The sequence below is a fragment of the Flavobacterium sp. LHD-85 genome (assembly GCF_030929595.1).
In the GTDB taxonomy this organism is placed as follows: domain Bacteria; phylum Bacteroidota; class Bacteroidia; order Flavobacteriales; family Flavobacteriaceae; genus Flavobacterium.
Genome location: NZ_JAVFVR010000001.1, coordinates 462,513 through 486,926, shown reverse-complemented (window position 1 = coordinate 486,926; position 24,414 = coordinate 462,513). Strand labels below are relative to the sequence as shown.

General features: G+C 36.3%; 10 protein-coding genes. All 10 read left to right on the top strand.

Features of this window, described 5'->3' with window-relative positions; all coding sequences use genetic code 11:
- Window positions 1–30: 30 nt before the first annotated feature.
- The 10 genes from RB618_RS02115 (at window position 31) to ruvA (ending at window position 24,413) form a co-directional block, all read left to right on the top strand.
- Window positions 31–1,833, top strand: coding sequence for a cbb3-type cytochrome c oxidase subunit I (locus tag RB618_RS02115; RefSeq protein WP_177210952.1), 1,803 nt, complete (start codon window positions 31–33; stop codon window positions 1,831–1,833).
- Between the two features lie 106 nt (window positions 1,834–1,939).
- The gene (gene ruvB / locus RB618_RS02110; RefSeq protein WP_111379234.1) at window positions 1,940–2,962 is read left to right on the top strand and encodes a Holliday junction branch migration DNA helicase RuvB; all 1,023 of its coding nucleotides are present in this window, start codon (window positions 1,940–1,942) and stop codon (window positions 2,960–2,962) included.
- A gap of 11 nt (window positions 2,963–2,973) precedes the next feature.
- Window positions 2,974–4,320 carry a cytochrome P450 gene (locus RB618_RS02105; RefSeq protein WP_308067274.1) on the top strand — a complete coding sequence of 449 codons (1,347 nt, stop codon included), beginning with the start codon at window positions 2,974–2,976 and terminating at the stop codon, window positions 4,318–4,320.
- Window positions 4,320–5,243, top strand: coding sequence for a tRNA epoxyqueuosine(34) reductase QueG (gene queG / locus RB618_RS02100; protein ID WP_308067832.1), 924 nt, complete (start codon window positions 4,320–4,322; stop codon window positions 5,241–5,243). The genes RB618_RS02105 and queG overlap by 1 nt, the downstream gene beginning before the upstream one ends.
- 516 nt (window positions 5,244–5,759) lie before the next feature.
- Window positions 5,760–17,411 (top strand): gliding motility-associated C-terminal domain-containing protein, encoded by an 11,652-nt coding sequence (locus tag RB618_RS02095; protein WP_308067273.1) that lies wholly within the window; start codon window positions 5,760–5,762, stop codon window positions 17,409–17,411.
- A 47-nt stretch (window positions 17,412–17,458) separates the two neighbouring features.
- Window positions 17,459–18,370: a type IX secretion system membrane protein PorP/SprF gene (locus RB618_RS02090; protein ID WP_008467387.1), complete on the top strand. Its 912-nt coding sequence runs from the start codon at window positions 17,459–17,461 to the stop codon at window positions 18,368–18,370.
- An 8-nt stretch (window positions 18,371–18,378) separates the two neighbouring features.
- Window positions 18,379–20,391, top strand: coding sequence for an OmpA family protein (locus RB618_RS02085; RefSeq protein WP_308067272.1), 2,013 nt, complete (start codon window positions 18,379–18,381; stop codon window positions 20,389–20,391).
- 489 nt (window positions 20,392–20,880) lie between these two features.
- A complete protein-coding gene (locus tag RB618_RS02080; protein ID WP_308067271.1) occupies window positions 20,881–21,306 on the top strand; it encodes a CBS domain-containing protein in 426 nt (141 codons plus the stop codon).
- 154 nt (window positions 21,307–21,460) lie between these two features.
- Window positions 21,461–23,752, top strand: a complete 2,292-nt coding sequence (locus tag RB618_RS02075) for an NADP-dependent malic enzyme (RefSeq protein WP_308067270.1) — start codon at window positions 21,461–21,463, stop codon at window positions 23,750–23,752.
- A gap of 79 nt (window positions 23,753–23,831) precedes the next feature.
- Window positions 23,832–24,413: a Holliday junction branch migration protein RuvA gene (gene ruvA / locus RB618_RS02070; protein WP_308067269.1), complete on the top strand. Its 582-nt coding sequence runs from the start codon at window positions 23,832–23,834 to the stop codon at window positions 24,411–24,413.
- The last annotated feature ends 1 nt before the right edge of the window (window position 24,414 follow it).

The window sequence follows — 24,414 nt, the reverse complement described above, 5'->3', positions numbered from 1 at the left end:
TATTATTAAGAAAATTTAAAGTACAAATATATGTCAGCAGAAGCGCACGGTCACGATCACGGACACGATCACGAGCACGAACATCATCATAAAGACACGTTCATTACTAAATATATTTTTAGTATTGATCACAAAATGATTGCTAAACAATACTTGATTACTGGTATTGTTATGGGAGTAATTGGGATTGCAATGTCCTTGCTTTTTAGAATGCAGTTAGCGTGGCCAGAAGAGTCTTTCAAAATATTTAATGTTTTATTAGGAGATAAATTTGCACCAGATGGTGTAATGGCAAATGATATTTATCTGGCTTTAGTTACAATTCACGGTACCATCATGGTATTCTTTGTACTGACGGCAGGTTTAAGTGGAACATTTAGTAACTTATTGATTCCGCTTCAAATTGGAGCAAGAGATATGGCATCTGGATTTATGAATATGATTTCATACTGGTTGTTCTTTTTATCAGCAGTTGTAATGTTATGTTCTTTATTTGTTGAAGCTGGACCAGCATCTGCAGGATGGACAATTTACCCTCCTTTGAGTGCATTGCCACAAGCAATTCCTGGATCAGGAACAGGTATGACATTATGGTTAGTATCTATGGCTATTTTCATCGCATCTTCATTGATGGGATCTTTAAATTACATTGTTACTGTACTTAACTTAAGAACAAAAGGAATGTCTATGACTAGACTTCCACTTACAATTTGGACGTTTTTCGTAACAGCTATTATTGGTGTTATTTCGTTCCCAGTTTTATTATCAGCAGCTTTATTATTGATTTTTGATAGAAGTTTCGGTACTTCATTCTTCTTATCTGATATCTATATTGCTGGTGAAGTTTTACACTACCAAGGAGGTTCTCCTGTATTGTTTGAGCACTTATTCTGGTTCTTAGGTCACCCTGAGGTTTACATCGTAATCTTACCAGCAATGGGTCTTGTTTCAGAAATTATGGCTACGAACTCTCGTAAACCAATCTTCGGATACAGAGCGATGATTATGTCAGTTCTTGCAATTGCATTCTTATCAACTATCGTTTGGGGTCACCACATGTTTATTTCTGGTATGAATCCTTTCTTAGGATCTGTATTTACTTTTACAACTTTATTGATTGCAATTCCATCTGCTGTAAAAGCGTTTAACTGGATTACAACTTTATGGAAAGGTAACTTACAATTCAACCCAGCGATGTTATTCTCTATCGGAATGGTTTCTACTTTCATCACTGGAGGTTTAACAGGAATCATTTTAGGAGATAGTACTTTAGATATTAACGTTCACGATACTTACTTCGTAATTGCTCACTTTCACTTAGTAATGGGTATCTCTGCACTTTACGGAATGTTTGCTGGTATTTACCACTGGTTCCCTAAAATGTACGGAAGAATGTTAAATAAAAACTTAGGTTATATTCACTTTTGGGTAACTGCAGTTTGTGCTTATGGAGTTTTCTTCCCAATGCACTTTATCGGATTAGCTGGTTTACCAAGACGTTACTATACTAATACAAACTTCCCATTATTTGATGATTTGCAAAATGTGAATGTTTTAATTACAACATTTGCTCTTGTTGGAGGTGCATTTCAATTAGTATTCTTATATAACTTCTTTAGCAGTATTTTCTACGGTAAGAAAGCAGTTCAAAACCCATGGAAATCTACAACATTAGAGTGGACTACACCAGTTGAACATATCCACGGAAACTGGCCAGGAGAAATTCCTCATGTATATCGTTGGCCGTATGACTACAGTAACCCTAATCACGATGTAGATTTTGTTCCTCAAAATGTACCAATGAAAGAAGGTGAAGAAGTTCTACACCACTAAAAATAATCAAAGGCTGTCAGAAATGACAGCCTTTTTTGTATAGTTAAAATTTTAATCGTCCTGATTAACTGTTTTACAAACTGATTAGTTTATATATCTTTGTGGGATGAATGAAAATCTCGATCCTACTACTAAAGGATATAACTCAGAAGAGTTAGATCTTGAAAAAAGATTGCGCCCGCTGTCATTTGATGATTTTGCAGGGCAAGATCAAGTTTTGGAAAATTTAAAAGTCTTTGTTGCTGCCGCAAACCAACGTGGCGAGGCGCTCGATCATGCTCTTTTTCATGGCCCTCCTGGTCTAGGAAAAACTACTCTAGCAAATATATTGGCTAATGAATTACAAGTTGGTATTAAAATTACTTCTGGCCCTGTATTGGATAAACCTGGTGATTTGGCTGGTTTGCTGACAAACTTAGACGAAAGAGATGTTTTGTTCATTGATGAAATCCATAGATTGAGTCCGGTTGTTGAAGAGTATTTGTACTCTGCAATGGAAGATTTCAAAATTGATATTATGATTGAATCGGGACCGAACGCTAGAACGGTTCAAATTAATTTGAATCCTTTTACTTTGATTGGTGCAACAACTCGATCAGGATTATTAACTGCTCCTATGCGTGCACGTTTCGGAATATCTTCGCGTTTACAGTATTACACCACTGAACTTTTAACTACTATTGTTGAAAGAAGTGCTTCTATTTTAAAAATGCCTATTGACTTAGAAGCGGCGATTGAAATTGCTGGAAGAAGCCGTGGAACTCCTCGTATTGCAAATGCTTTATTAAGACGAGTTCGTGATTTTGCCCAGATTAAGGGAAATGGAAGGATTGATATAGAAATTTCGAGATATGCCTTAAAAGCACTTAATGTAGATGCTCATGGTCTAGATGAAATGGATAATAAAATATTGCTGACCATTATCAATAAATTCAAAGGTGGTCCAGTTGGACTTTCGACTTTGGCAACGGCGGTTAGTGAAAGCAGTGAAACCATAGAAGAAGTTTATGAGCCCTTTTTAATTCAGGAAGGATTTATAATGAGAACCCCTCGAGGAAGAGAAGTTACAGATAAAGCTTATAAACATCTTGGAAAAGTTAATACAAATAATCAAGGAGAATTGTTTTAACACTGATAGTAATGTCTATAAGTAAAAAATATAATTATCCGCCAAAGCTTTCTATTTTGAGATTTTTTGTGGATGCGGAAGGAGTTCGTAGAAACCCTATACCGTATCATCAAAAATATTTTGAGCGTTTTGGAGACTCTTTTTCTATACGAATTGGAAAATCAAGACATATTATTTTATCAAGAGATAATGATGTTGCTCAATATATACTGCAAAAAAATCAAAAGAATTATTATAAGTCTAAATTCCAATCTGTTTATCTTTCTAAGTATTTAGGAAAAGGTCTTCTAACGGTTGATGGGGAATTTTGGCTTAAACAAAGAAGACTTATTCAGCCTGCTTTTCATAAGCAAAAGATGAATCAGTTGGTTGAAAACATGAAACTAACTATTGTTTCTGAGCTAAAAGAAATTGTTATAGATAAGAAAGTTGATCTTTTTCCTATGATGAGTGAAGTAGCATTTAATGTTGTCGCAAAATCATTATTTCAATTTTCTATTGAAGAGGAAAAGTTAGATAGGATAAAATATATTATTGAAGCGGTTCAGAATTTTCTAATTAAAGAAATTAGATTGCCACATAAAGCATGGTGGTTTTCGATTAGTGGCCAGGTAAAAAAGCATCTTCAATTGGCAGAGGAAAACAATGCAATTATTAGAGGTATTATAGAAGAAAGAGTTACTTCTCAAAGTGAAGTTAATGATTTACTGAACATGCTTTTAGAAACTCGTTATGAAGATACAGGCGAGGGCATGTCTGTTGAACAATTGATAGATGAAATAAAAATTCTCTTTATAGCGGGACATGAAACTACTGCAAATGCTTTGACTTTTACATTGCAATTATTGGGAAGCCATTTAGATGTCCAGCAAAAGGTATTTGAAGAAATTCTTAAAGTTGAATCGGAAAGTGAGAATGTTGTAGAGCAACTCCAAAAAATGACTTATATAAATGCGGTTTTGAATGAATCAATGCGTTTATATCCGCCTGCTTGGATTACAGACCGACAAAATGTTGAAGATGATGCTTTAGGGAAATTTAATATCAAAAAAGATACACTTATTGGTGTTTCTTTTTATGAATTACATCGAAATCCAAAATATTGGGATAATCCAGATAAATTCAATCCAGATCGTTTTTTAGGGGAGCAGAAAAAACATTCTATGCAATATTTTTATCCCTTTGGAGCGGGACCAAGAATGTGCATTGGTGCTGGTTTTGCCGTTTACGAAATGTGCTTAGCGATTTCCTATATAGTTAAAAAATATAAGGTTGTTTCAGTACGAAATACGGTCAATTTTAATCCGTTAATTACCTTAAAGCCTGTTGGTATTGAAGTTGTTTTTTCTGAAAGATGATGATTAATTCTAAAGAAAAATATTCGAAGTTTATAAAAGAAGAGGCCAAAAGACTTGGTTTTCTTTCTTGTGGTATTTCCAAAGCAGGTTTTTTGGAGGAAGAAGCTCCTCGACTTGAAAATTGGTTAAAGAATAATCGGAATGGCCAAATGGCTTATATGGAAAACCATTTTGACAAACGATTAGATCCCACTTTATTGGTTGATGACGGTAAAAGCGTTGTATCACTTTTACTGAATTATTATCCAGATTCTTTTCAAAATGATGAAAGCTTTAAGATTTCGAAATATGCTTACGGACAAGATTATCATTTTGTAATTAAAGACAAGCTAAAAGAACTTCTTCATTCTATTCAAGAAAATATAGGTGAAGTTTCCGGACGTGCTTTTGTTGATTCGGCACCGGTACTAGATAAAGCTTGGGCGGCTAAAAGCGGTTTGGGCTGGATAGGAAAAAATAGTAATTTGATTACTCAAAGAGTTGGCTCTTTTTACTTTATAGCCGAGCTTATTATTGATTTAGAATTAGAATACGATCATGCTGTTACAGATCATTGTGGTTCTTGTACTGCCTGTATTGATGCCTGTCCCACACAAGCAATTGTAGCTCCCTACATTGTTGATGGAAGTAAATGCATTTCTTATTACACCATCGAATTAAAAGAAAATCTTCCTGAAGAAATGAAAGGAAAATTTGATGAATGGATGTTTGGCTGTGATACCTGCCAAGATGTTTGTCCATGGAATCGATTTTCAAAACCGCATTCAGAACCTTTATTTAATCCGAATCCAGACTTGCTTTCTTTTACAAAAAAAGACTGGTTAGAGATTACAGAGGAAACTTTTCGAACAGTTTTTAAAAATTCCCCTATTAAAAGAACCAAATTTGATGGCTTAAAGCGTAATATCAAATTTTTGCAATAGCACTTACTATTTTAGTGTTTTTGTTATGTTGTTCATTTTCAGTGTTTTTATTGAAAATGCACTTTGTTTTTTGTCTTTTTTATTTCTTACGTTTAATTACTTATTTGTCAATAAATTCTGTAAGAATTTTGAATTATCGTAATTATTTAAGAAAATTCAGTCCTTTCATTATCAAATATTTATAGAATTTTGATTTTTAAGCGATGAACAATTGTTAAAAACTGTTGTTTGACGAGTTTATGTGCACTTTGTCGGAATAATAAGGTTCGATTTGATTCCGCGATATACTTTCGCACTTTCCAAATCTATTTAATTTAAAACCAAAGAGACTTTTTTAGTCTTTTTAATGCAATGTCATGGTCTACATAATATCTTTTTTTTGTGTAAGTCTCAGAAAAACTTTTTCAAGTTTTTCAAAATCCAATTTATTTTTTTTCACGTATCTCTCCTATATGCTAAAAATGATCATCCGTTTTTTAGTGTCCGAAATTTCTGTTCCACAAACACAAGTCGTCTATGCGTAACTTTACTTTTTGTAAGTCTGGATTTTCTAGACTAATCTTTTTTATCTTATTTGCCACATTACCAACGTTTTCATTTGCACAAGTTTGCGGAACTCCTGGAGTTGACGGACCTGTTGCGGTCTCAACTTCTGTTAACACGTATTACCCAATTGCAGGAAATATTACATTAAATACAGGAGCCCAGTCTATTTTACTGGCAGGCGTACCAGCAACAGATCAGTACTCAAATAATTTTGGTACAACGGCAATTTCTGCAGGAGATTTAATTCTGATTATTCAAATGCAGGATGCGACTATAAATTATACAAATTCAAATAGTTATGGTTCGGGTACGACAAATAGTGGTCCAGATAATTTGGGGGGTACTGGGTTTACATCACTAGGGAATAGTGGTGTTTTTGAGTATGTAATCGCAACAAATAATGTACCCTTAACTGGAGGGAACTTAACTTTTAAAGGCGCTGGCACGAACGGAGGTATCTTAAATACTTTTTATAATTCAGATGCAACTGCAACAAGAGGAAAACGAACATTTCAAGTCGTTAGAGTACCTCAATACTCTAACTTGACCCTTACCGCCAATATAACAACACCTCCTTTTAATGGAGTGGCTGGAGGTGTTATTGCATTTAATGTTTCCGGAACATTCAATTTTGCAGGATATACGATAGATGGTAGTGCACGAGGGTTTAGAGGAGGATATAGCCCAAGAGCAGATTCTGGAGTAAACAATTCTACTACTTATGTGGGACTTTATACTGATAATAAAATCTCTGGAAAAGGTGAAGGAATAGCAGGGACGCCCAAATATATGTGGGATGGTTTTAATCAAGTAGTTAATGCAACAGAAGGATTGCCTGCAGGATCTTCTGGCAGAGGCGCAGCAGCCAACGCTGGAGGAGGAGGTAATGACCATAATACCGGCGGTGGAGGCGGTGGTAATGGTGGATTTGGTGGTCTTGGTGGCGCGGGATGGCAAGGTGGTGGTGGAGATCTTTATCCTGCCCTCACAGGAGGAGGAAGACCTGGTTCAAAATCTTATGTTACAACTACAGCATTTCCAAGGCTTATTATGGGAGGCGGTGGTGGAGCCGGCGACGCAAATAATGCATCATCTGGTGTAAAAGGTGGCGTTGGAGGGGCAATTATACTTATTAATGCCGGTAATGTTTTAGGAAAAGGTACTATTTACGCAAACGGAGGAAAGGGAGCTCCTGGAGCTTATTCTGGTTCACCCGATGGTGCTGGTGGTGGTGGTGCCGGAGGAACAGTTTTGTTGAATGTTTCGAATAATAGCACCGCAGATATTAAAATAGATGCAAATGGAGGTGATGGAGGAAATACAGAAAATGATGATAATAATGAACACGGACCAGGCGGTGGTGGTGGTGGTGGAATTATCTGTCATAATGTTTCAAGTACAGTAACTATTACAACAAGTGTACTTGGTGGTGCGGCAGGTAAGTCTAATGCTGGAAAAGGAAATAATCATGAAGCCGTAGCAGGAACAGTTGGTTATGTATCCACTTTTAAAGTTAATGACATACCACCAAATTTACAGGTTAATGCGAATTGTTTCCCTGTTCTTGAGACTAACGTAAAAACGTTGTCTACTACAGCAATTTGTAATGCTATTGATGAAAAAGTTTCTTATGAAATTTATATAAGAAACACTGGAGCAGGAAATGCTGCTGGAGTGATGTTAGATTTTAGTTTTCCAACTGGTATCGAGTTTGATTCGGCTACTGCAACCTATTCTATTGGAGCTACAGGACCAGCAGGAACTTTAGCTAATTCGGCTACAGCCACAGCTAATAATCCTGTATTTGGAGGATTTAATATTGCACAAAATGGAATTGTTACCATAACTTTAGTTGGAAAAGTAGCCACTTCGATGGCTGCAGGAACTTATAGTGCAAATGCTCAAGCTCTATATCTTGATCCAACACGAACAACTGCTAATTCTACTAGACGAATAACAGCATTTACAAATGCTTATGGTAGTGCAAATAAAACGTACGAAGGTACAGGCCAATCAAATGTTCCAGGTGTAAATTTTGATGGAACGGCTACTACCGTTGATGATATTTCAATCTTAGCATTGCCTGCTGCTCCAACAGTGAGTGTTACGCAAGCAACTTGTACTGCTCCTACAGGAGTAATTACAGTTAATACTCCTGCAAATGGCTCAGGAATAAGTTATACATTAAAGGGAACAAATCCTGTCTCTGCTGCGATAAATAATACAAATGGTATTTTTTCTGGATTGGTTCCAGGTACCTATTCGGTAACAACGACAAATGCAGAAGGTTGTACTTCTGCTCCTAATACTGGTATTGTTATTAATGCTGTTGCTGGAGCACCAACGACTACAGGTGTTACTATTTGTCAAGGTGAATCAGGATCATTGACTGCTTCTTCTCCATGTGCGACTTCTAGTAGTGTTGGACCACTATTTGGAACCGTAAGCAATGTTTCAGGAACAGGATCAGGATCTTTAGATTGGTCAAATCCTACAGGTGCTAATTCAATTGGTTCAGGTATTGCCTCTGCAAGTAGCAGCAGTAATACAACTACTAAATATCTTATGGCGACAGATTTTAAATTTTCGATTCCAGCAAATGCTAAGATTAAAGGAATTGAAGTAGTAATTGGTCGTTATGCTAATAGAAATAGTAACAATAATAATGTATTAGATAATGTTGTTCGTTTAATTAAAGCAAATTCAATTGTAGGCGAAAATAAAAAAAGTGCAGAAGTTTGGTCAACAAGTAGTACAGCGATTTTTAATTATGGAGGCGGGACAGATTTATGGACTACAGCTTGGACGCCTGAAGATATTAATAATTTGGGTTTTGGAATTGCTTTATCTGCAAATATTAGCAAATCGAATAGCAATACTGTTACAGCATCTGTCGATTATATTCAAATAACTGTAAGTTATACTATAGGTGAGATAGAATGGTATACTACATCTACAGGTGGTTCATCAATTTATACAGGTACTTCTTTTAATCCAGTGGGAGTTACAGGATCTGGATTGACAAGTACAGCTACAGCAACAACAAAAACGTATTATGCTGCTTGTTCAGGTAATTCAAATTGTAGAGCGGCAGTTAATTTTGTTGTTAATGCAAAACCAACAATTACAACAATTACTTCTAACTCACGATGTGGTGCAGGAGAAGTAACTTTGGAGGCTACAGCATCAGCTGGTACTATTAATTGGTATGCAGCGGCAACAGGAGGAACATCATTAGGAACAGGCGAAAGTTTTACGACGCCAAGTTTATCAGCATCAACTTTTTATTATGTTGACGCAACAGAAAATGGTTGTACTACACCAACAAGAACTGAAGTTAAAGCAACAATAAATACAGTACCAACAATAAATTCGACAACAGAAGGTTCGATATGTGGTTCTGGATCAGTGAGATTAACTGCAACAGCATCAACTGGAGTGACTATTAATTGGTATGCTGATCCTACAAGCTCGACTGTATTAGGAACAGGAACGACTTTTAATACTCCTGCTTTAACAGCTACTACGACTTACTATGTAGGAGCAGTAGCATCGTCAGGCTGTACATCAACGTCTAGAATTGCTGTTGCGGCAGTTATAAATACCGCTTCAAGTATTGCATTTACAAGTGGTACTCAAAATCCAACAGTTTGTTCTGGAGCATCAGTTCCAAATGCAGTATATACTTTTGGAGGAAGCGCTACAAATGCTACAGTATCTAACTTGCCAACAGGATTATCTGCAGCAGTTGATACTAATGCAAAAACAGTGACAATTTCTGGAAATCCAACCGCAGGAGGCACTTACACAATTACCACGGTTGGTCACACTGCACCTTGTACAGAAAAAACAATTCAAGGAACGGTTAGCTTGTCACCAAATGTAACAATTGCTCCATTTTCAGCAGCAACATCGACTCGCTGTCAAGGAGCTGAAACAATAACAAAAACTACGACAGCATCAAATTCAACAGGCATTACATATAATCTAGATTCTGCTAGTAGCGCAGGAGGGAATACTATAAATTCTACTACAGGAGCAGTAACTTATGTTGCTGGATGGTCGGGAACAACTACAATTACAGCAAGTGCTGCAGGATGTAATGGGCCAGTAACGACTACTCATACAGTAACGACAAATGCGTTACCTACAGCGACTATATCTGGAAATTTAACCGCATGCTCAACTACGACTTTGACAGCGAATTCAAATGCCAGTTCACCAACTTATGTATGGTATAAAAATAATGTTGCGATTCCTAGTCAAATTTCTTCTACGTTAGTTGTAAATTCTGATGGAGATTATAAAGTAAAAGTTAGGAATTCTTCTGGATGTGAATCTACTTCTGAGGCTTCTACAGTAAAAGTTAGTGATTCAGAAAAACCTGTAAAACCTGTTTTGGCAGATATTACAGGAGAATGCACTGCAACAGCAACAGCTCCGACTACCACAGACAACTGTGCAGGAACTGTGACTGGAACAACGGCAGATCCGCTGACTTATAATGCTCAGGGATCCTACACGATTAACTGGAGCTTTAGCGACGGTAACGGAAACGTAGAAACGGCAACTCAAAAAGTAATTGTTAAAGACACACAGAAACCTGTAAAACCTGTTTTGGCAGATATTACAGGAGAATGTTCTGCAACAGCAACAGCTCCGGCAACGACGGATAATTGCGAAGGAACGGTTACGGGAACAACGGCAGATCCGCTGACTTATAATGCTCAGGGAACGTATACGATTAACTGGAGCTTTAACGACGGTAACGGAAACGTAGAAACGGCGACTCAGAAAGTAATCATTAAGGACACACAGAAACCTGTAAAACCTGTTTTGGCAGATATTACAGCAGAATGTTCTGCAACAGTAACAGCTCCAACAACGACGGATAATTGCGAAGGAACGGTGACTGGAACAACGGCAGATCCATTGACATATAATGCTCAGGGAACTTATACAATCAACTGGAGTTTTAGCGATGGTAACGGAAACGTAGAAACCGCAACTCAAAAAGTAATTGTTAAAGACACGGAGAAACCTGTAAAACCTGTTTTGGCAGATATTACAGGAGAATGTTCTGCAACAGCAACAGCTCCGACAACGACGGATAATTGCGAAGGAACAGTTACAGGAACAACATCAGATTCGCTGACTTATAATGCTCAGGGAACTTATACAATCAACTGGAGTTTTAGCGACGGGAACGGAAACGTAGAAACGGCAACTCAAAAAGTAATCATTAAGGACACACAGAAACCTGTAAAACCTGTTTTGGCAGATATTACAGCAGAATGTTCTGCAACAGCAACAGCTCCGACAACCACAGACAACTGTGCAGGAACGGTTACGGGAACAACGGCAGATCCGCTGACTTATAATGCTCAGGGAACTTATACAATCAACTGGAGTTTTAGCGATGGTAACGGAAACGTAGAAACGGCAACTCAAAAAGTAATTGTTAAAGACACGGAGAAACCTGTAAAACCTGTTTTGGCAGATATTACAGGAGAATGTTCTGCAACAGCAACAGCTCCGACAACGACGGATAATTGCGAAGGAACGGTGACTGGAACAACGGCAGATCCATTGACATATAATGCTCAGGGAACTTATACAATCAACTGGAGTTTTAGCGATGGTAACGGAAACGTAGAAACAGCAACTCAAAAAGTAATCATTAAGGACACGCAGAAACCTGTAAAGCCTGTTTTGGCAGATATTACGGGAGAATGTTCTGCAACAGCAACAGCTCCGACAACGACGGATAATTGCGAAGGAACAGTTACGGGAACAACGGCAGATCCATTGACCTATAATACTCAGGGAACTTATACAATCAACTGGAGCTTTAGCGACGGGAACGGAAACGTAGAAACTGCGACTCAAAAAGTAATCATTAAGGACACGCAGAAGCCTGTAAAACCTGTTTTGGCAGATATTACAGGAGAATGCGCTGGAACAGCAACAGCTCCGACAACCACAGACAACTGTGCAGGAACGGTGACTGGAACAACGGCAGATCCATTGACATATAACACTCAGGGAACTTATACAATCAACTGGAGCTTTAGCGATGGAAATGGAAACGTAGAAACTGCGACTCAAAAAGTTGTTATTAAAGACACTCAAAAGCCATCAATTACTTGTCCGTTGGCAGTTTCAGTTTCAGCAGATGCGAATTCATGCACTGCAACTGGAGTTGCTTTAGGTTCTCCGGTAGTATCGGATAATTGCTCTGGAACTATAACAGTGACGAATGATGCACCTTCAAGTTTCCCAGTGGGAAACACTACGGTGACATGGACAGCAACAGATGCAGGAGGAAATACAGAGACTTGCACGCAAATCGTTAAAGTAATTGTTGAAATTAGAGCAAATGATGATAGTGTTTCTTCATCAAATGGAGTAGCTGGAGGAGTAGTTATTACTAATGTTTTTGATAATGATGCTTTAAATTGTAATAAAGTAAATAGAGGAGATGTTGATGTTACAGTAAATGGTAGTGTACCTTCAGTGTTAATTTTCAATACTGCAAATGGTGCTGTTTCAGTAAAACCGAATACGCCAACTGGTACTTATACTTTTGATTATTCAATTTGTGAAATTGCTAATAGTGGAAATTGCAATACAGCTACGGTTAAAGTTGAAATTGTAAATGATTTAGTAGCAGTAAAAGATGATTTCGGAACAAAATCTTCTGGATTGGCAGCTGTAATTATCGGAAATGTAAAAACAAACGATACTTTAGACGGAGTATATGTTACATCTGGAAACACGGTTGTTACAATTGACAGCGACGGTCCATTAAGCGTTGATGCAAACGGAGATGTAACTCTTGCAACCAACACGCCAAGCGGAACCTACAGCATTACATACGAAATCTGTGAGAAAGATGCGAATCCTTCAAACTGCAAGACAGCGATTGCAGAGGTTAAAGTTGTAAATAGAATTGATGCGGTATTAGATATTATTACTCCAATTAATGGAAACATTGGCGGAACAACAGTATCTCTAATAGGAAACGATACACTAAACGGAAACAAAGCAATAATTGGAATCAATTCAGGAGAAGTGACAATTAATATTGTTGGCACTTTACCATCAGGATTAACATTAAATGCAAATGGAACTATAACAGTAGCTTCGGGAACTCCAAAAGGAGATTATGAAGTAGAATATACAATATGTGAAGTAGGTGCGGTTCCTGCAAACTGCGATTCAGTAACTATTACTGTACCAGTAACAGCAGGAAACCTTGTGGCAAACGAAGATGTTATTCCTTCAGTTTTAGGATCGAATGTTTCTCAGACATTAGGCAAAAATGTTTTTGATAATGACACTAAAAATGCTCAGCCATTAAACCCTTCAGATGTTACGCTGAAAACTACGACGGCAGATCCGAAAGGATATTTGACTGTAGATGCAAATGGAAACATTGTTTTAGGAGCTAATCCTCCAGCAGGAGATTATGAATTAACGTATGAAATCTGCGAGAAATTAAATCCAGACAATTGCAGTTCAAATACTGTGAAAGTGACAGTTGGAACTCCAGTAATTGATGCGGTTGAAGACATAATCGCTTCGATAAACGGAAATATCGGAGGAACAACAATAGCATTAACTGCAAATGATAAATTGAATGGAAATGCAATTGTTGTTGGAACAGCAGCAGGAGAAGTTAAGTTTGAAATCGTCGGAACGCTTCTTTCAGGATTGACGCTGAATTCGGATTATACAATAAGTGTTGCACCAAATACTCCAAAAGGAGATTATAAGGTAGAGTATAAAATCTGCGAAAACACTAATCCGCTAAACTGCGATTCAGTAACTATTACTGTACCAGTAACAGCAGGAAACCTTGTGGCAAACGAAGATGTTATTCCTTCAGTTTTAGGATCGAATGTTTCTCAGACATTAGGCAAAAATGTTTTTGATAATGACACTAAAAATGCTCAGCCATTAAACCCTTCAGATGTTACGCTGAAAACTACGACGGCAGATCCGAAAGGATATTTGACTGTAGATGCAAATGGAAACATTGTTTTAGGAGCGAATCCTCCAGCAGGAGATTATGAATTAACGTATGAAATCTGTGAGAAATTAAATCCAGACAATTGCAGTTCAAATACTGTGAAAGTGACAGTTGGAACTCCAATAATTGATGCGGTTGAAGATTTGATAACTCCAATAAACGGAAATATCGGAGGAACAACTATTTCGTTAATTGCAAATGATAAATTAAACGGAAGTCCAGTTGCTGTTGGAACAGCAGCAGGAGAAGTTAAGTTTGAAATCGTCGGAACGCTTCCTTCAGGATTGACGCTGAATTCGGATTATACAATAAGTGTTGCGCCAAATACTCCAAAAGGAAATTATAAGGTAGAGTATAAAATCTGCGAAAACACGAATCCGCTAAACTGCGATTCAGTAACTATTACTGTACCAGTAACAGCAGGAAACCTTGTGGCAAACGAAGATATTATTCCTTCAGTTTTAGGATCGAATGTTTCTCAGACATTAGGCAAAAATGTTTTTGATAATGACACTAAAAATGCTCAGCCATTAAACCCTTCAGATGTTACGCTGAAAACTACGGCGGCAGATCCAAAAGGATATTTGACTGTAGATGCAGACGGAAACATTGTTTTAGGAGCTAATCCTCCAGCAGGAGATTATGAATTAACGTATGAAATCTGTGAGAAATTAAATCCAGACAATTGCAGTTCAAATACTGTGAAAGTGACAGTTGGAACTCCAGTAATTGATGCGGTTGAAGACATAATCGCTTCGATAAACGGAAATATCGGAGGAACAACAATAGCATTAACTGCAAATGATAAATTGAATGGAAATGCAATTGTTGTTGGAACAGCAGCAGGAGAAGTTAAGTTTGAAATTATCGGAACGCTTCCAGCAGGATTGACGCTGAATTCAGACTATACGATTACAGTTGCGCCAAACACGCCAAAAGGAAACTATAATGTAGAATATAAAATCTGCGAAAACACGAATCCGCTAAACTGTGATTCAGTTATTACAACTGTACCAGTAACAGCAGGAAACCTTGTGGCAAACGAAGATGTTATTCCTTCAGTCTTAGGATCGAATGTTTCTCAGACATTAGGCAAAAATGTTTTTGATAATGACACTAAAAATGCTCAGCCATTAAACCCTTCAGATGTTACGCTGAAAACTACGGCGGCAGATCCAAAAGGATATCTAACTGTAGATGCAGACGGAAACATTGTTTTAGGAGCTAATCCTCCAGCAGGAGATTATGAATTAACGTATGAAATCTGTGAGAAATTAAATCCAGACAATTGCAGTTCAAATACTGTGAAAGTGACAGTTGGAACTCCAGTAATTGATGCGGTTGAAGACATAATCGTTTCGATAAACGGAAATATCGGAGGGAAAACTATTTCGTTAATTGCAAATGATAAATTAAACGGAAGTCCAATTGTGGTTGGAACAGCAGCAGGAGAAGTTAAGTTTGAAATCGTCGGAACGCTTCCTTCAGGACTTACTTTAAATTCAGATTACACTATTACTGTTGCGCCAAATACGCCGGCAGCTGATTATAAGGTAGAATATAAAATCTGTGAAAACACAAATCCAACAAATTGTGATTCGGTAATTACCGTAGTAAAAGTTACAGGAGGAAATCTTGTAGCGAATGAAGATTTGGTGCCATCAGCAGTTGGAGTAAACGTTCCACAGAAAGTAATTAACGTTTTTGAGAATGATACTAAAGATGGAAATAAATTAGTGCCATCAGATGTTGATCTTAAAGTAACTCAAGCAGATCCAAAAGGATATTTAACTGTTGATATAGACGGAAATGTTGTACTAGCACCTAATGCACCTGCTGGAGAATATGAATTGACATACACAATCTGCGAGAAATTAAATCCAAATAATTGTGATTCTAATGTTGTAAAAGTTACCGTAACAGAACCAAAAATGACAGTAAAAGCAAATAGCTACTGTTCGAATAATGTTCCTTATGTTAATTATACAGTTACACCAGACAATTTCACAACAAATAATCTATTAACTGTTAGATGGATTGACAGCAATAATAGTGTTGTGGCAACTCAGACAAATCTGCCATTAAGCGGAAATATTTTATGGCCTGGAGCAGAAATTGACAGTAACCAAAACGGAACAGATTGGCCAGGATGGATTTTAAATAACGGAATTTGGGCAGAAGGAGCAGACGGATTTGAAGCTACCAGAAATGGAGTGAAAATGGAATTCTCATTAAATCCAACGGTTACAGTTTCTGTTGCTTATCCGCCAGCAACGCCAGATTGTAATGCGCGTCCAACATTTAGCATAAAAGCAAATAATGACGAAGCAGGGCCTATAAATGTGAAAAAAGGAGTAGATGCGACGATTAATATTTTTGAAAATGATTTGTTAAACGGAGTAAAATTGAAGCCTTCAGATGTTGTTTTATCGGTTCCAGTTGAACATCCAAATATCACCTTGAACGCAGACGGTTCAATCAACATTGCAGCAAATACGGCAGATGGAGTTTACGAATTGACTTATCAGATTTGTGAAGCTGCAAATACATCAAATTGCAGTCAGGCGGTAATTAAGATTACAGTTGACAATGTTGTAGACCCAGCCCCGCCAACAGAAAATCAAATTACGTTAAACAATGATAATGATGTTAGTGCCGACGGAATTAATGGTTCATTAGAATTTGTAAATGTTTTAGAAAATGATTTGATAAACGGACAGACAATAAATCCTGCTGATGTTATAATTAAACCTGTAACAGAAAGTCCTTATTTTGAATGGAATGCTGACGGAACAGTAAATGTTAAGCCAAACACACCAGGAGGAAATTATCCGTTGACTTATCAGGTTTGCGAAAAAGCAAATTCGTCAAATTGTTCTACGGCTACATTAAATGTTTTTGTTGAAGTGCCAGCAATTTCGGTTGTCAAAACCGCAGTTTTCAATGACGAAAACAAGAGCGGTTTTGCAAATGCAGGAGAAACCATTACGTACAAATTTACAGTAACCAATACAGGAAATGTGCCTCTTGTTGGAATCACAATAAACGATCCATTGCCAGGAGTAGTAGTTTCAGGCCAAGCGATTAATTTGGGCGTAAACGAATCTAACGAAACGAATTTTGTAGCGGTTTATAAAATCACTCAAGAAGATATTAATCGAGGAAGTGTGAGCAATCAGGCAACGGTTAAAGGAAGCAGTGTGAGAGGAGTTGTAGTTGAAGATCAGTCAGACGATGCAAGCAACAGCGGAGATAGTCCAACAGTCTTAGACTTGAACGGATGTTCTATTAAAGTAATGAATGCTTTCTCTCCAAATGGAGACAATAAGAATGCAAGATTCTATATAAGAGGAATAGAATGTTATCCAGACAATACAGTTGAAATTTATAACCGTTGGGGAGTTTTGGTTTTCAGTATTGATCAGTATAACAATAATGATCGAGTTTTTGTCGGATATTCTAACGGACGTTCTACGATCAAACAAACAGACGGTCTTCCAGTTGGAACGTATTTCTATATCTTAAAATACAAAGACAGCGCTCAGAAGTCTCACCAAGAATCTGGTTACTTATACCTTAATAAATAAAATGGAATACGGCTTAGTTAACCCTAAGCCGTTCTAAAACTTCATAAATGAAAAAATTAATTTTAGTTTTTATGTTTTTTTCGATTGTGTCAAATGCGCAGCAAGACGCGCAGTACACACAGTACATGTACAATACAATCGAAGTCAATCCAGCGTATGCAGGTTCACGTGGAGCTTTAAGCGTTTTTGGTTTGTATCGTACACAATGGATTGGATTAGACGGAGCGCCAGAAACGAGTACTTTTTCGGTTAATACACCTTTAAAAAATAGTGATTTAGGACTTGGGGTTTCTTTAGTAAATGATAAAATTGGACCTACGGTAGAAAATACTCTTTCAGCAGATTTGTCGTATACAATTCCAACTTCAGAATCATGGAATTTATCTTTTGGTATAAAAGGAACAGCCAATCTTTTTAATATCGATATTAATAAATTGAGTTATGAAGATCAGGACGATCCGCAATTTCAGAATCTAAAAAATAAATTTTCACCAAATGTTGGAGCTGGAATTTATTATCATTCAGACAGAGCTTACATCGGATTATCGGTTCCTAATTTTATAGAAACAAATCGTTATGATTCAGATGATGTGGCTATTTTCAAAGAGAAAATCAATTATTATTTAATAGCAGGTTATGTATTTAATCTGGATCGCTTAGAATACATCAAATTCAAACCTGCTTTAATGGCAAAAATGGTAGAAGGAGCGCCCTTGCAAGTTGACGTTTCAGGAAATTTCATGTTTAATGACAAATTTGTTTTGGGACTTGCTTACCGTTGGAGCGCCTCTGTGAGTGCAATGGCAGGATTTCAAGTGACAAAAGGAATGTATATAGGTTATGGTTACGACCATGAAACGACGCAATTAAGAAAATACAATTCTGGATCTCACGAGATTTTCTTAAGATTCGAATTCTTTAATAATTACAATAAAATGATATCCCCAAGATTCTTTTAATACAACCTATGAAAGCTATAAAATTAATTTTGATCTTTTTACTGTCTAGTTTTATTTCAAATGTGAATGCGCAAAACCCATTTACAAACATGAACATAAAATATGCAGATAAAAAATATGAAGAGTACGCTTACGCGGATGCAATAAAAGTTTACGAGACTTTGGTAAGTGACCAAACCACCGATCAAGGAATAATTCAGCGTTTGGCAAATTCATATTATTTTAATGGAGAACTAAAAAGCGCATTAAAATGGTACGAACAATTATTTGTAATAAATGAAAATCAAGAAGCTGAATATTTATATCGATATGCACAATCATTAAAATCAGCAGGAGATTATCGCAAGTCTGATGAGATTTTACAGAAATTCAATCAAAAGGCAACTGCAGAGAAAAGAGCAGATTTAATCAGAAGTGATAAAAACTATTTAGAAGATATCAAAGAAAACTCAGGACGATTCCAAATTGCCGATGCCGGAGTCAATTCTAGATATTCAGATTACGGAAGCGTTGTTTACAACAACAAAATTGTTTTTACTTCTGCACGCGATACGGGAGGAGTGGTGAAAGCTAATTTTCAATGGACAAACAGATCGTTTTCTAGATTGTATACAGCCGATTTAATGCCAGACGGAAGCGTTGGAAAACCTGAACTTTTAGTAAAAAGAAAAAAAGATAATTTCAATGAGTCAAGTCCGATTTTTACAAAAGACGGTCGCACGATGTATTTTACACGAAATAATTTTACAGACGGTAAAAGAAGAAGCAATGATAAAAACGTAACGCTTCTTAAATTATACAAAGCAGAACTTATTGATAATATATGGCAGAATATAAAAGAACTTCCATTTAATAGTGATCAATACAGCACGGCGCATCCAGCTTTAAGTGTTGACGAAAAAACATTATATTTTGCATCAGATATGCCAGGAACGTTGGGTCAGTCTGATATCTATAAAGTTGCAATTAATGAAGACGGAACTTTTGGTACGCCAGAAAATTTAGGGCCTGCTATCAATACAGAAGCAAGGGAAACTTTTCCTTTCATTTCTGGAGATAATGAATTGTATTTTGCATCAGACGGACGTCCAGGTTTAGGCGGTCTGGATATTTTTGCTTCTCGTATAAAAGCAAACGGGAGTTATGATGAAGTTTTAAATGTGGGCGAACCAGTAAATAGTAAACAAGACGATTTTGCTTTTAGTATTGACAGTAAAAGCAGAAGCGGTTATTTTTCTTCAAACAGAGAAAACGGACTAGGTTTAGATGATATTTACAGATTTACAGAAACTAGAAGATTAGTCTGCGAACAAAATTTATCTGGAACAGTAACCGATGCGGAAACAAATGAGATATTGGCCAATACTTCTCTGACTTTGTTTAACGAAAAATTTGATCCAGTTGGAACAATCACTACAGACGAAAAAGGAAATTATATTTTTCCGGATTTAAGATGTGGTAAAAAATACACGATCAGAACTGCTAAGGACGATTATAATGCCAAAGAAGTTGCTGTAACGATTCTTAGAGAAAAAGGAGAAACTACTCAATTTATTTCATTAAATAAAGTGTTTAAACCTCTTGTAGCAAAAACTGTAGCTATCAAGAAAACCGTAATAAGTCCTGTAAAAATAGGTTCTATACGAGTAGGGGCAGATATTGCAAAACTGTTGAATCTGCCTATGAATTTCTTTGATTTGGGTAAAGCAACAATCAAGAAAACATCAGAACCGCAATTAATGAAAGTGGTCAATCTTTTAAATGAATATCCAACCATGAAACTTGATATTCGTTCGCATACCGATAGCCGTTCTTCTTCAGAAAGCAATCAGATTCTTTCAGAAAAAAGAGCACAGTCAACTAAAAATTGGCTTATTCAAAAAGGAATTAGCGAAGATAGACTAACTGCAAAAGGTTATGGCGAAACGCAATTAGTAAACAAATGTGCTGATGGCGTAAAATGTACAGAAAAACAGCACATGCAAAATAGACGAAGCGAGTTTATTATTGTTGCGATGTAAAAATCGTTTCTTTATAAATTACAAAACCCCTTTTCTACATTGTAGAAAAGGGGTTTTTTGTTTAGAAATAATCCCTACGGGATAATGGTTTGGGTGTGATTATTTTTTTTTCTACCGATCAGTCACTCCTAACGGAGTGGCCTCGAATTATATATAATGGTTGAAAAACCACTCCGCTAGGAGTGATTGATCGGTAGAACGCAAATGATTATCCGTGTTCATTATGTCCTGTAGGGACATTTCATCGGTTAATAAAAATCAATTATAAATATGTAATTTATATTTTATTGTCTGTGCATCAGAACGTTAAAAAATCTAAATTTTCTCAAAAAACAATTCTAAACAATTTCATTTTTTACACTATAATTTTGAAAACATAAATTTTTGTGTATTATGTTTAAAATGAATTTGTTATGGTTTAAAAAATCGATTTCGTTGTAGATCGTGTTTGTTTTTGTTTTAACTTTATAATCCTAAAAATTTTTCATTATGACTGTAGATCAAATACTTAAAACAAAAGGAAGAAATGTTTATTCTATTTTCTCCAATTTAACGGTTTATGATGCGTTAAAAGTGATGGGAGAAAAAAACATTGGGGCAATTTTAGTTATGGATGATAATGTTTTAAAAGGAATATTGTCGGAGAGGGATTACGCCCGAAAAATTGTACTGAAAGATAAATCTTCAAAAGAAACTTTTGTTCATGAGATTATGGAAAGTCATGTTTATACAGTAAAACTTTCAGATAATCTTGAAGATTGTATGGAACTTATGAGCGAAAAAAGAATTAGACACCTGCCTGTTTTAGAAGACGGAAATGTGGTTGGAGTCATTTCTATAAGCGATGTAGTGAAGGCAATTATAGAAATTCAGAAAGATACAATCAATCATTTGAATTCTTATATTTCTCAATAAAGCACACCTAAAAACGATAAAAATTTAAAATGAGTCCAATTCTATTGGGCTTTTTTTATTTATCCAAATAGATTTTAGGAAAAGAAAACGCTAAAAACACGCCATTTTAAAACAAGACTTATATCTTTGTAAGCTAGAATAAAAGCTAAAAATAATGAACAAAGAGAGTAAAAGAAGAGAAGCGTTACTGTATCACGCAGAACCAACTCCAGGAAAAATTCAGGTAGTTCCAACAAAAAAATATGCAACCCAGAGAGACTTATCATTGGCCTATTCGCCAGGAGTTGCAGAACCATGTTTAGAAATCGCAGCAAACAAAGAGGACGTTTATAAATATACAGCAAAAGGAAATTTAGTAGCCGTAATTTCAAACGGGACAGCTGTTTTAGGACTTGGAAATATTGGTCCAGAAGCAGGAAAACCTGTAATGGAAGGAAAAGGTTTGTTATTTAAAATTTTCTCAGACATTGACGTTTTTGATATCGAAATTGATACTGAAAATGTTGAAGAATTTATTCAGACTGTAAAAAATATTGCTCCAACTTTTGGAGGCATCAATCTTGAAGATATTAAAGCTCCAGAATCTTTTGAAATAGAAAGAAGATTGATTGAGGAATTGGATATTCCAGTTATGCACGATGACCAGCACGGAACAGCAATTATCTCTTCTGCAGCTTTAATCAATGCACTTGAATTGGCAGGTAAAAAAGCTGAAGATGTAAAAATGGTAGTTTCTGGTGCAGGATCTGCTGCAATTGCGTGTACAGATTTATATGTTTCACTTGGAGTAAAAGTAGAAAACATTTTAATGTACAACAGTAAAGGACTTTTAACAAAAGACAACCCAGCATTATCAGATTTACAATTAAAATATGCAATTGATGGTGCTAAAATTCCTTTAGACGAAGCCGTAAAAGGTGCAGATGTTTTCATCGGATTGTCTTCAGGAGATATTTTGTCTCCAGAAATGTTATTGACAATGTCAGATAACCCGATTGTTTTTGCAATGGCAAATCCAAATCCGGAAATCGACTATAATTTGGCCGTTGAAACTCGTAAAGATGTTATTATGGCTACGGGACGTTCAGATTTTCCTAATCAGGTAAATAACGTATTAGGTTTCCCTTATATCTTTAGAGGAGCGCTAGACGTGAGAGCGACAAAAATCAACGAAGAAATGAAAATGGCGGCTGTAAAAGCTTTAGCTATTTTGGCAAAAGAACCAGTTCCAGAACAAGTAAACGTGGCGTATGGCGCAACAAAACTTGGTTTTGGACAAGAATATATCATTCCTAAACCATTTGATCCTAGATTGATTACTGTTGTAGCGCCTGCTGTTGCAAGAGCGGCAATGGAATCTGGAGTGGCAAAAAATCCTATTACAGATTGGGCAGCTTACGAAGATGTGCTTCGCGAACGTATGGGTAACGATAACAAAATGGTGCGTTTGATTACAAACCGTGCTAAGTTAGATCCTAAAAGAATTGTTTTTGCAGAAGCAGATCAATTAAACGTTTTAAAAGCAGCTCAAATTGTTTACGAAGACGGAATTGGATTCCCGATTTTATTAGGAAACAAAGAGGTGATTTTAGAATTGAAACAAGAATTAGGTTTCGATGCAGATCTTGAAATCATTGATCCTAAAACAGATGAAGAAGCAGAAAGACGTAACAGATTTGCAAAATCATTCTGGGAAGCAAGAGGAAGAAGAGGCGTTTCTAAACTAGATGCCGAAAAATTCATGCGCGAGAGAAACTACTTCGCAGCAATGATGGTTAATGAAGGAGAAGCAGATGCATTGGTAACAGGACACTCAAGAAGCTATCCTTCTGTTGTGAAACCTATGATGCAGTTAATTCCAAAAGCACAAAATGCTTCACTTATTGCAACTGCAAACATGATGCTTACTTCTCGTGGGCCAATGTTTTTATCAGACACTGCAATCAACATTAATCCATCTGCACAAGATTTGATTAATATTGCGATTATGACGGCAAAAACTGCAAAAATGTTCGGAATTGAGCCGGTTATTGCAATGGTTTCATTCTCAAACTTCGGTTCTTCAACAAGTGAGAGCGCATCAAAAGTTAGAGAAGCCGTAGCTTACTTACACAAAAACCATCCAGAACTAATTGTTGATGGAGAAATTCAAGCAGATTTTGCTTTAAATCCAGAAATGCTTCAAGAAAAATTCCCTTTCTCTAAATTAGCAGGAAAGAAAGTAAATACATTAATTTTTCCTAATTTAGAATCGGCAAATATCACTTATAAATTGTTGAAAGAATTGTATAAGGTAAATTCAATTGGGCCAATTATGATGGGTATGGGCAAACCAGTTCACATTTTCCAATTAGGAGCAAGTGTAGAAGAAATGGTTAACATGGCAGCAATTGCTGTTATTGATGCACAGGAAAAAGAAAGCAAAAAGAATAAAATAGCACAATAAACGTTCTTACAAAGGATTGAACAAATTTGTCGTAGTTTTATGGCATTTTTGTTATATTTGATACTGATAAACTATATTTATGATAGCACATTTGCAGGGGAGATTAGTAGAAAAGAATCCTACAGAGGTTGTAATTGATTGTGGAGGAGTTGGTTATCAGGTGAATATATCGCTGCATACTTTCTCTTTAATTCCAAATTCTGAAAATATAAAATTGTATACGCATCTTCAAATCAAAGAAGATGCGCATACTTTATATGGTTTTGCCGAAAAATCGGAGCGAGAAATTTTTAGAATGCTGATTTCTGTTTCAGGAATCGGAGCCGGAATCGCAAGAACAATGCTTTCGTCTATAGAGCCAAAGCAAATTATAAATGCCATTGCATCTGGAGATGTAGGTATAATCCAATCTATCAAAGGGATTGGAAACAAAACAGCACAAAGGGTTATACTTGATTTAAAGGAAAAAGTTGTTAAATTGTACAATATTGATGAAGTTTTTGCTGTTCAAAACAATAGAAACCGAGATGAAGCGTTATCTGCTCTAGAAGTTCTAGGTTTTGTGAGAAAAGCTTCTGAAAAAGTGGTAGACAGAATTGTAAAAGAAGATCCTGAAGCTACTGCTGAAACAATTATCAAAAAGGCTTTAAAAAGCTTATAAA